The following is a 9,326-nucleotide window of genomic DNA, read 5'->3' as shown; positions in this document are numbered from 1 at the left end:
CTTTTAAATACTTTCTCAACATGGCACCAGAGGAGCAAGTAATTGATCCTAGCTCTTTAACAAAGTTTAGAAAATTACGGTTAAAAGATATTAATCTTTTAGATCTGCTTATCAATAAGACTGTAGAAATAGCTATTGAAAAGGAAGTCATCAAAAGTAATTCTATTATTGTTGATGCCACCCATACAAAAGCTCGGTATAACCAAAAAACTCCTAAAGAGGTCCTTATGGACCGTTCCAAAAAACTGAGAAAAACGATATATCAAATAGATGAAAATATGAAGAGTAAGTTTCCATCCAAAACGACAACGGATGTACTAGAGGATGAAATCAAATATTGCCAAGATCTCATTGATGTGATTAAAAAGGAAGAAGTTCTTGTTCAATATCCAAAAGTAAAAGAACAGTTAAATCTTCTGGAAGAAACCGTTGCCGATGATGTTGAACAATTACAGATATCAGAAGATAAAGACGCAAAAGTTGGACATAAAAGTGCGGATTCCGCATTTTTTGGATACAAAACACACCTTGCCATGAGTGAAGAGAGAATTATCACAGCGGCAACAATAACCACTGGCGAAAAGAATGACGGAAAGCAATTAGAAGCGCTAATTGAAAAAAGTATCGAAGCTGGAATGGAAGTTGAAACTGTAATTGGTGATGCAGCATATTCTGAAAAGGGAAATATAGAATATGCCAATAAAAATGAAATAAAATTAGTAGCTAAACTAAACCCTTCTGTCACACAAGGATTTCGTCCAAAAGAGGATGAATTTGAATTTAATAAAGATGCTGGAATGTATGTCTGTAAAGCAGGGCATATGGCTATAAGGAAAGCGAAACAAGGAAAAAAAGGGGAAGGTAGAAACCAAGTAACTACGTACTATTTTGATATAGAAAAATGTAAACATTGTCCGTTTAAAGAAGGATGTTATAAAGAAGGGGCTAAAAGTAAGACTTATTCTGTAAGTATCAAATCAAACGAGCATACAGAACAGGCAAAATTTCAGGAAAGTGAGTATTTTAAAGAAAAATCTAAAGAACGATATAAAATAGAGGCTAAAAATAGTGAATTAAAACACAGGCACGGGTACAATGTTGCAAAATCCTCGGGTCTATTAGGCATGGAATTACAAGGTGCAATGTCTATATTTACAGTAAATCTAAAAAGAATATTGAAGCTAATGAATCAATAATAAGGGGATATAGACCCCAATCCACACAAAAAACGACTCAGAAAATAAAATTCTGGGTCGTTTTTTGATCCACTTCTATAATCCCTCCGAAAAATCCGAAGGATTTTCAGTGCCCTCCTTTATGAATGCCTGGTTTTTTCTTTATTCTTCTGGGAAATTTCTATACTTTTCTGGTTCCGCATTTATTTGATCTAGCATAACTTCGATTAGCTCTCGAGGATATCGATACATTTTTCTTTCGCCTTTTTGTTGATAATGAACATAGTACATAACGTCGTCCTTTGTTACCTCAATATCAGAGACACCATGTTCATTTTCCAGCATACCGAAGAACATTTCTTCCGTTTCTAGAGCAGCAGCATCATCTGGTCGTACGTCCGTGACTACTTTAATAGTTAACCAATTATAAAGGGCATCTTGTAACGATTTTATCATAGCCATTACATTTCATTGCCTTTTTCTTTCTTTTCTTGGTTAAGACGAACTTTATAAATAATCAAAATTAGCGCAGCAACGACAAGTCCCTCTGTTATTGGCAAAAAGACAGCAAAGAAAGTCAGAATCGTGCATCCTAAAACGAGGAATGCGTAGATCACCACATTTTGTATTAACGGAAGTTTTCTTGCAAATCCCAATTTAAACACGATGATACAAAGAATAATAATTGTAATATACAGAAACCACATTCCCATTTTGGGATTTTCTTGTACTTTAAACAATGCAGCAAAAAAAGACAGTCGTTCTGTAATATCCATTTGAAATACTCCCCTTTAAAGCCCTAGTTCATTTCCGCATACTTCTTCTTCTTAGCTACTCTTTCTCTCTCACCTTTATCAAGAATTTTTTTACGTAAGCGGATTGATTCCGGTGTCACTTCACAGTACTCATCATCATTTAAATATTCCAATGACTCTTCTAATGTCATAATTCTAGGTTTTTTCATTACAGATGTCTGATCTTTCGTTGCTGAACGAACATTCGTCGCATGCTTCATTTTTGTGATATTAACCGTAAGATCATTATCACGGTTATGCTCTCCGACGATCATACCTTCGTAGATCTCTGTACCAGCATCAACGAAAATAACTCCACGATCTTCTACTCCCATAATACCATATGTGGAAGCTTTTCCGGATTCCATTGATACAAGAACTCCTTGACGTCTTCCTCCAACTTGTCCCTGTGCCATTGGCTGGTAACTGTCAAAACTATGGTTAATGATTCCAAAACCACGTGTTAACGTCATGAATTCAGTCATATAACCAATTAATCCACGTGCAGGAACCATGAAAATTAAACGAACTTGACCGGTACCATTGTTAACCATATCAAGCATTTCACCTTTACGAGCACCCATAGATTCCATAATTGCCCCAGTATGCTCTTCAGGTACGTCAATTTGAACACGTTCAACAGGTTCGCAGCGAACGCCGTCAATTTCCTTAACAATAACTTCAGGCTTCGATACTTGAAGTTCATATCCTTCGCGGCGCATGTTTTCAATTAAAATTGATAAATGCAGTTCACCACGTCCAGAAACGATCCACGCATCAGGTGAATCGGTATTGTCAACGCGCAAACTAACATCCGTTTGAAGCTGCGCACGCAGACGTTCTTCAATCTTTCTAGAGGTAATATATTTACCTTCACGACCAGCAAATGGGCTATTATTTACTAAGAACGTCATTTGTAAGGTCGGTTCATCGATTCTTAACACTGGCAATGCATCCTGATGTTCAATCGGACAAACTGTTTCCCCTACATTTATATCTTCCATTCCTGAAACGGCAATAAGGTCTCCAGCATGAGCTTCTTGAACTTCTTCTCTTTTAAGGCCAAAGAAGCCAAAGATCTTAGTTACACGAAATTGTTTGACTGAACCGTCCAGCTTCATTAATGCAACTTGTTGTCCAACCTGCATCGTTCCACGGAATACACGGCCAATCCCAATACGGCCAACGTAATCATTATAATCAAGCAGGGCTACTTGGAATTGAAGCGGTTCATCGCGATTATCCACTGGTGAAGGAATATGATCAATAATTGCTTCATATAATGATTGCATATTTTCGTCCTGCTGATCAGGATTTGTACTAGCAGTACCGTTTATTGCTGAAGCATATATTACAGGAAATTCCAATTGTTCTTCATTTGCATCTAACTCAATAAATAAATCTAATACTTCATCAATTACTTCTTTCGGTCTTGCAAAATCACGGTCAATTTTATTCACAACGACAATCGGTGTTAAATTTTGCTCTAGCGCCTTTTTTAATACAAAACGCGTTTGAGGCATACAACCTTCATATGCGTCTACCACTAGCAGCACACCGTCAACCATTTTCATGATGCGTTCAACCTCGCCGCCGAAATCAGCATGGCCTGGTGTATCAAGGATATTAATTCTTGTATCTTTATATTGAATCGCAGTATTTTTTGCCAAAATCGTAATACCGCGCTCCCTTTCAATATCATTAGAATCCATCGCACGTTCTTCTACATGTTCATTTGTTCGGAATGTACCAGATTGCTTTAACAGTTGGTCTACAAGCGTTGTTTTCCCATGGTCAACGTGCGCAATAATTGCTATATTTCGAATATCTTCTCTTAGTTTCAAATAGTTCACTCCTACCTTTATTATCAAATCCGTCACTACATTATCATAACTGAAACATTATAACACAATTACAGTAGAAACCTAAAAGCTTTTTGTAGTAAAATAGAAATATTCACCGGCATATTGAATAAAATCAGCTCCTTTAGGAGGGATATAAGTGAATAATATTAAATGGCCATTATTATTTTTTGCAATTGCCGCCGCTGCATGCATGATTTGGACAGGTATTGCAATTGGTTTTAGAAGTTCTCTCGGAGTCATTGCCTCTTTGGTAGCACTTGTGTTAGTAATGGGATTTGGCTTCAAAACGAAGAAAAAAATGCGTGAAAATGGTGAGTTATAAAAAAGAACCGGGAAACCCCGGTTCTTTTTTGTTTATTTTCAATATCACCACTATGTATGTTACCAATTCCCATCCTTTAAATAATCTTTCAATACCGCTTCATGCAAACCAGGTTTTGAGAAAAATACAGAATTTTGTTTAAGTAAGTTAATCTTCTCTCCTCTTAAAGTACTTGCAACTCCTCCAACTTCTTCCACTAGAACTAAGCCCGCTGCAAAGTCCCATGGAGATAATCTCAGCGTAATATAAGCATCCAGCCTTCCCGCCGCTACACTTGCAATTTCAATGGCTGCTGAACCATATGAACGGGTTCCTCGCACATCCTTCACCAAGGCGCCCAGTATAGCAGGATCTATTCTCCGATTCGCTGTCACCCAGGTCGCATTGACACCAATGATCGCATTTTGTACAGGGACCTCCTGCAATTTATCTAAAGGTGCTTCATTTAGAAAGGCACCTTCCCCTTTTATTGCATGGTACAATTCACGATGTACAACGTCATAAATAAGCCCAATTTTACCAATACCATCCTCGTATATCCCAATGGAAATAGCAAAATTCCGCTGTTGATGGACAAAATTCATCGTCCCGTCAATTGGATCAATAATCCAAACAACTCCCTTTAAACTTTCAAGTTCATCACCAAAACCTTCTTCACCTAGAATTTTATGATTTGGAAATGTCTCGTTGATTTTTTTTATAAAAAATTGTTCTGTTTCTTTGTCCATGTTCGTGACCAAATCGTTGCGATTAGATTTTGTCTCAACATCCAATGTTTCCTTAAATGACTTCTCAATTCGTTCTCCAGCTTCAACTATCCATTGCTTTGCATAACGGTATATTTCATGGGTATCCATTTTATCAGCATCCTCTTTCAAAATATTTACCACAGCTTATTTATTATTAGCGTAATGGAAAAAACAAGCACGTTCAACTTTTAAGGCAGCAAACATAAAAAGCGAACCCCTCTAAAATGTACAGGGGTTCGTTTTAAGCAATTTTCGATACCCATTTTGTATTTTCGTCATTGCTTTAATCTGTTCTCCTTGTCTTCTTTATAGAGCTTTCAAAACAATCAATTCTTCTCTAATTTTTTCCAGCTTTTCTTTGCTTTTACTCTTCTGTTTTTCATTATTATCCGTCATTGCTTCAAAAAGAGTTGCTAACTCATAATCAAGTTCTAATCTCAAGACTGCCTTTCTCTCTTTTTCAAGGTCCCTCTTCTTTAATGAATTTACCAATTGTTTCATAGGATGAACCCCCTTTCTACTTTATAGAACATTCAGATTATTTTTATTATTATATTATGAGTGTACTAATTTAGATGCAACAAATTTGTGCGATGACCCACCTTCAAAGTTTCTGTTTATCTCCGAATATGCTACAATAACTGACAAAAAGGTGAGGAGTAGTGATATGTCTTTTTCCGGTTTTACTAATAAAGACTTTGATGTTTTTAAAATAGATGGATTTGAAGAACGAATGGATGCCCTGAAGCAGCATATTAGACCCAAGCTTGAAGATTTAGGGCATCACTTTGCACCAACACTTTCCGCTTTAACAGGCGATGAAATGTTTGCACATGTAGCAAAGCATGCAAGGAGAACAGTCAATCCACCTAATGACACTTGGGTAGCTTTTGCAAACAATTCACGTGGTTATAAGATGCTGCCGCATTTTCAGATTGGATTATGGGGAACACATATATTTATTTGGTTCGCTGTAATTTATGAGGCTGGAAATAAGGCTGAATTCGGCACTGTGTTAAAAAAGCACTTAGAGGAAATTTATAAGGAAACTAATGAAGATTTCGTTTGGTCAGGTGATCATACAAAACCTGCTGCAATTCAGCATCAAGACCTTTCGGAAGATGAATTAGCATCCTTATTCGAACGGCTGCAATCTGTCAAAAAAGCGGAAATACTGTGCGGCTATCATATCCCAAAAGATAAAGCAGTGGATATGTCCGCTCAAGAATTTATTGAAAAAGTTAATAAGGTATTTAAAGACTTACTACCCCTTTATAGACTTGCGCAAACTTCAAGTTCATAAAGAAAAGTGCCCAAATTATATCAGAGATAGATTTTCTTATATCTGTAGTAAAAGAAGAACTCGACTTTTTAAATCGAGTTCTTTTCTTACTTTATGGCATTTTTATTTTGTCTCCCGGCTTACTTTCTTTAGCCTTTTTTATGGTTCTGTAGGAGGAATATCCACTTATCTCCTCAAACTCCCCACATACTTTTTTCTCCTCTGACTTACTTGGAACAATCTCTTTGAATCGTCGATATGTACCCATTAATATGTCGCGGTCAACACCTTTTTCATAGGCTGCCTCAATCACTTCATAAAACTTAATGACATCTACAATTTCATCTGTAGACCAATGGTAATCGATCGGATATTGATACTCCATTCATTTCACCTACTATTTAAGAGATAAGCAAGGGCTGTCATATTAGTCTAATGGATTATTTGAATAACAGCAATCTTTGCAGTTATTCTGCCCATTTCCCCCTAATATTTTCAGCATCTCTAATCATTGTATCAAATAATTCTTGAACGGTAGGACAATCTTTAATCAGTCCCATCACTTGGCCAGCCCATGCAAAGCCTTCATCTACATTACCGTCGTATATATAACGTTGATTAGCCGTCCCGCTAATATAATCCTTTAATTCCTCATAACCCCCGCCTTTACTTTCGATTTCTAAGATTTTATCAGTCCAAGAATTGATAATTGCTCTAGCAGGAGCACCAATACTTCTCTTGATAACAACTGTTTCATTCTCATTACCTTGAATTAGGCGTTCCTTATATTCTTTGCTTGCGTGTACACATTCTTTTGTGGCAATAAATCTTGTACCCATTTCAATGCCTTCAGCGCCTAAACTAAGCGCAGCCATCAATCCTCTTCCGTCACCAATTCCACCTGAAGCAATCACAGGAATTGAAACGGAATCAACAACTTGAGGGATTAAAACAAATGTTCCGATATCATCTCTTCCTAGATGCCCGCCACCTTCTTGACCAACAACCATTACAGCATCTGCTCCTAATTCCTCAGCTTTCTCAGCTTGTCTGCGTGCTGCTACAAGCACTAGCTTTTTAACATCGGTACCTTCTAATTGATCAAAAATAGGCTTAGGATTTCCACCCGTCATTGTAACCACCGGTACACTCTCTTCAATAGCGACATCTAAAAAATCAGCAAATGTTCTCCCATGCTGTCCAATTGCAAAATTCACGCCAAAAGGCTTGTCTGTTAACTTTCTGACTTTCTGTATTTCTTCTCTTAAGGACTCCGGATTTGGCAGGGACATTGCCGTAATTTGCCCTAACCCTCCTGCATTTGATACTGCTGCAGCAAGTTCTGAATAAGCCAGATGGGCAAGACCACCCTGAATAATTGGATATTTAATATTTAACATCTCGGTCACTCTTGTACTCCACTTCATCTTATTTCCTCCATCTTAAATTTGTTTTCATTATTAAATTTCTATTTTCATGTGTTAATTTCCTTTCATCTTCAAAAACTAACAACGATAAAGTCATATTTTTTCTATGCAACGAAAATGATTAATGCTATAATTCATTTGTTTTATTTACAACTTTAAGTACTGCAAGTTTTAAAACATGAATGGCAGTACGACCAAATAGAAAATAATACTATTAAAGAGGTGTGGAAATACTTGTCCCAATACGATACACCGTTATTTAGCGGTTTACTAGAACATGCTAAAAAAAATCCTATTCAATTCCATATTCCTGGTCATAAAAAAGGCGTAGGGATGGATCCGGATTTTAAAAATTTCATTGGTGAAAATGCTTTGTCAATTGATTTAATCAATATAGGCCCACTTGATGATCTACACGCTCCTAAAGGAATGATAAAAAAAGCACAGGATTTAGCTGCAGAAGCTTTCGGTGCCGATCATACCTTTTTCTCTGTCCAAGGTACAAGCGGTGCAATTATGACCATGGTCATGGCTGTATGCGGACCAGGAGATAAAATCATTGTTCCTAGAAATGTGCATAAATCTGTTATGTCAGCTATTGTCTTTTCAGGGGCTGTTCCGATCTTTATTCACCCTGAAGTAGATGAAAACCTTGGGATCTCACACGGAATCACTACTGATGCCGTAGAAAGAGCGCTAGAACAACATCCCGATGCTAAAGGGGTACTCGTTATTAACCCGACTTATTTTGGGTTTGCAGCAGATTTAAAGAAGATTGTAAACATTGCCCACTCTTATGATATTCCTGTACTTGTGGATGAAGCACATGGTGTACATATTCACTTCCACGAGGATCTGCCAATATCCGCTATGCAAGCAGGTGCAGATATGGCAGCAACAAGTGTTCATAAATTAGGTGGTTCAATGACACAGAGCTCTGTATTAAACGTAAAAGAAGGTCTTGTCTCGTATAAAAGAGTGCAATCTATTCTAAGTATGCTGACAACAACCTCTACTTCCTATTTACTGCTTGCTTCCTTGGATACAGCCCGCAAACAATTGGCAACAAAAGGGAGAGAACTGGTAGATAGGACTATTACCCTTGCTAAATCAATGCGTAAGGAGATTAATGAAATACAACATCTTTATTGTGTCGGGGAAGAGATTCTAGGAACACAAGCAACGTTCGATTTCGATCCAACAAAATTAATTATCTCAGTAAAAGAGTTGGGATTAACGGGTTTTGAGGTTGAAACCTGGCTTCGAGAAACATACAATATCGAAGTTGAACTTTCCGATCTTTATAACATCCTTTGTATCGTAACACCAGGAGATACTGAGCAGGATGCAAATGCTTTAATTAAAGCTTTAAGGGAATTGGCTCAAAGACCGCGCAATAATTCATATGTAGTCAATGCAAAAGTATTACTGCCAGATATCCCCGTATTATCGCTAACGCCTAGAGATGCATTTTATGCAGAAACGGAGCTTGTTCCGTTTGATGAATCAGAAGGAAGGATCATTGCAGAGTTTATTATGGTTTATCCGCCTGGAATTCCTATTTTCATACCAGGTGAAATCATTACAAGAGATAATTTGCTATATATAAAGGAAAATATTAAAGCAGGACTGCCTGTACAAGGTCCGGAAAATTTTGACGCAAGAATGTTAAGAGTAATAAAAGAGCATAAAGCAATCAAATAAATTAAAAC

11 protein-coding genes are annotated in these 9,326 nt (G+C 37.1%); 4 read left to right on the top strand and 7 right to left on the bottom strand.

Annotation, left to right across the window (positions count from 1 at the left end; all coding sequences use genetic code 11):
- The coding region (locus CZ487_RS06880; protein WP_077211387.1) for an IS1182 family transposase at positions 1 to 1,196 on the top strand (1,196 nt) is incomplete at its 5' end.
- A 141-nt stretch (positions 1,197 to 1,337) separates the two neighbouring features.
- Here the strand turns inward: CZ487_RS06880 and CZ487_RS06875 are convergent.
- Genes CZ487_RS06875 through typA form a run of 3 tightly spaced genes read right to left on the bottom strand, consistent with a single transcriptional unit; the run spans position 1,338 to position 3,813 of the window.
- Positions 1,338 to 1,628, bottom strand: coding sequence for a hypothetical protein (locus tag CZ487_RS06875; protein WP_077211891.1), 291 nt, complete (start codon positions 1,626 to 1,628; stop codon positions 1,338 to 1,340).
- 8 nt (positions 1,629 to 1,636) lie between these two features.
- On the bottom strand, positions 1,637 to 1,951 hold the full coding sequence (locus CZ487_RS06870; RefSeq protein ID WP_077211386.1) for a YlaH-like family protein: 315 nt from the start codon (positions 1,949 to 1,951) through the stop codon (positions 1,637 to 1,639).
- Positions 1,952 to 1,974: 23 nt separating this feature from the next.
- Positions 1,975 to 3,813, bottom strand: a complete 1,839-nt coding sequence (gene typA / locus CZ487_RS06865) for a translational GTPase TypA (protein WP_077211385.1) — start codon at positions 3,811 to 3,813, stop codon at positions 1,975 to 1,977.
- A 157-nt stretch (positions 3,814 to 3,970) separates the two neighbouring features.
- Between typA and CZ487_RS06860 the strand changes: the two genes are divergently transcribed.
- Positions 3,971 to 4,156, top strand: a complete 186-nt coding sequence (locus tag CZ487_RS06860; protein WP_077211384.1) for a YlaF family protein — start codon at positions 3,971 to 3,973, stop codon at positions 4,154 to 4,156.
- A 59-nt stretch (positions 4,157 to 4,215) separates the two neighbouring features.
- Here CZ487_RS06860 and CZ487_RS06855 read toward each other — a convergent pair whose 3' ends face one another.
- Positions 4,216 to 5,013, bottom strand: a complete 798-nt coding sequence (locus CZ487_RS06855) for an inositol monophosphatase family protein (protein ID WP_077211383.1) — start codon at positions 5,011 to 5,013, stop codon at positions 4,216 to 4,218.
- A 198-nt stretch (positions 5,014 to 5,211) separates the two neighbouring features.
- The gene (locus CZ487_RS06850) at positions 5,212 to 5,406 is read right to left on the bottom strand and encodes a hypothetical protein (RefSeq protein ID WP_077211382.1); all 195 of its coding nucleotides are present in this window, start codon (positions 5,404 to 5,406) and stop codon (positions 5,212 to 5,214) included.
- A gap of 166 nt (positions 5,407 to 5,572) precedes the next feature.
- Between CZ487_RS06850 and CZ487_RS06845 the strand changes: the two genes are divergently transcribed.
- Positions 5,573 to 6,208: a YktB family protein gene (locus tag CZ487_RS06845; protein ID WP_077211381.1), complete on the top strand. Its 636-nt coding sequence runs from the start codon at positions 5,573 to 5,575 to the stop codon at positions 6,206 to 6,208.
- Positions 6,209 to 6,299: 91 nt separating this feature from the next.
- On the opposite strand, the gene CZ487_RS06840 is transcribed toward CZ487_RS06845, so the two are convergent.
- Both CZ487_RS06840 and CZ487_RS06835 read right to left on the bottom strand, forming a co-directional pair.
- Positions 6,300 to 6,572: a UPF0223 family protein gene (locus CZ487_RS06840; protein ID WP_077211380.1), complete on the bottom strand. Its 273-nt coding sequence runs from the start codon at positions 6,570 to 6,572 to the stop codon at positions 6,300 to 6,302.
- Between the two features lie 82 nt (positions 6,573 to 6,654).
- Positions 6,655 to 7,614, bottom strand: coding sequence for an NAD(P)H-dependent flavin oxidoreductase (locus tag CZ487_RS06835; protein ID WP_077211379.1), 960 nt, complete (start codon positions 7,612 to 7,614; stop codon positions 6,655 to 6,657).
- A 234-nt stretch (positions 7,615 to 7,848) separates the two neighbouring features.
- On the opposite strand from CZ487_RS06835, the gene CZ487_RS06830 reads away from it, so the two are divergent.
- Positions 7,849 to 9,318 (top strand): aminotransferase class I/II-fold pyridoxal phosphate-dependent enzyme, encoded by a 1,470-nt coding sequence (locus tag CZ487_RS06830; protein ID WP_077211378.1) that lies wholly within the window; start codon positions 7,849 to 7,851, stop codon positions 9,316 to 9,318.
- Positions 9,319 to 9,326 lie beyond the last annotated feature (8 nt).

Origin of the sequence: Robertmurraya dakarensis (assembly GCF_900156875.1) — a bacterium.
GTDB classification, from domain to species: Bacteria; Bacillota; Bacilli; order Bacillales; family Cytobacillaceae; genus Robertmurraya; species Robertmurraya dakarensis.
The sequence above is the reverse complement of the archived record's forward strand: the minus strand, read 5'-3'. Positions and strand labels throughout refer to the sequence as shown.

What these genes read in the sequence shown, in the direction of transcription:
- CZ487_RS06870 (WP_077211386.1), bottom strand. Translation starts at nt 1,951, where the DNA reads ATGGATATTACAGAACGACTGTCTTTTTTTGCTGCATTGTTTAAAGTA.
- CZ487_RS06855 (WP_077211383.1), bottom strand. Translation starts at nt 5,013, where the DNA reads ATGGATACCCATGAAATATACCGTTATGCAAAGCAATGGATAGTTGAA.
- CZ487_RS06850 (WP_077211382.1), bottom strand. Translation starts at nt 5,406, where the DNA reads ATGAAACAATTGGTAAATTCATTAAAGAAGAGGGACCTTGAAAAAGAG.
- CZ487_RS06845 (WP_077211381.1), top strand. Translation starts at nt 5,573, where the DNA reads ATGTCTTTTTCCGGTTTTACTAATAAAGACTTTGATGTTTTTAAAATA.
- CZ487_RS06840 (WP_077211380.1), bottom strand. Translation starts at nt 6,572, where the DNA reads ATGGAGTATCAATATCCGATCGATTACCATTGGTCTACAGATGAAATT.
- CZ487_RS06835 (WP_077211379.1), bottom strand. Translation starts at nt 7,614, where the DNA reads ATGAAGTGGAGTACAAGAGTGACCGAGATGTTAAATATTAAATATCCA.